At 71.3% G+C, this 876-nt stretch carries 1 protein-coding gene and 1 pseudogene; both read right to left on the minus strand.

Going from position 1 to position 876, the window contains the following annotated elements; translation table 11 throughout:
- Positions 1 to 293, minus strand: a pseudogene (locus tag CCN51_RS59030) (amidohydrolase family protein); the annotation flags it as partial.
- Positions 290 to 876: sensor histidine kinase (locus CCN51_RS52325; protein WP_245881908.1), on the minus strand; the 587-nt coding region annotated here is incomplete at its 5' end. The pseudogene CCN51_RS59030 and the gene CCN51_RS52325, both read right to left, overlap by 4 nt.

Raw genomic sequence — 876 nt, forward strand, 5'->3', positions numbered from 1 at the left:
GGCGGCGCGGTGGCCGCCGGGCCCGCATACGCGATCAGTCCGTCGTCGTCCACGATGAGGACCGCGTCGGGGACGGGGGCGGCCCCGGTTCCGTCGATGAGGGTGGCGTGCTGGTATCGGGTGGTCATGACAGCTCCGTTCGGAAGTGGTGGGTACCGGAGCCGGCCGAGGAGGTTCTGACCGAAGTCGAGAATCGTCCCGTCGGCGTACCGCACCTCGATCTGTGCGAGGGCGGCCGGCAGGACCCGGATCTCGTTGTCGCCGGCGGTGACGCGGAGACGATGGTCGGTCATGGACTCGCTTTTCCTTGTGCCTTGACCGCCGGCAGCGTGAACCGGAAGACCGCGCCGCGCGGCCGGTTCGGGCCGGCGTCGATGTGGCCGCCGTGGCGGGTGATGATGCGGTGGCTGAGGGCCAGGCCGATGCCGCTGCCGTTCTCCTTGGAGGTGAAGACGCCGTCGAAGATCCGGTCGCCGGGCGGCAGGCCGCGACCCCGGTCCTGGACGGTGAGTTCCACGCCCCCGTCCGCCACCGGCCGCGTGGCGATGCGCACCCTGCGCTCGGGTGGTGGGCAACGGGCCATCTCGTCGATCGCGTTGAAGGCGAGGTTCATCACGACCTGCCCGATGAGCACGTTCTCGCAGCGCACCGGCAGCGGCTCGGCGGCGAGGTCGAGCTCGACGGCCACCGTGTGCTCCTGGGCCCGCAGCTCGATGAAGTACGCGCAGTCGCGCACGATCGCGTTGAGGTCGGTCAGCCGCTCCGAGGGCTCCAGGCGGCCCACGTACTGCCGCAGGCTGCCCAGGATGCGCCGGGCGCGCTCGATCTGCCGGACGGCGTTGTCCAGCCCCCACGCCACGGACTCATCGCCGCTGC

This window comes from Streptomyces milbemycinicus (assembly GCF_002154605.1).
GTDB classification, from domain to species: domain Bacteria; phylum Actinomycetota; class Actinomycetes; order Streptomycetales; family Streptomycetaceae; genus Streptomyces; species Streptomyces milbemycinicus.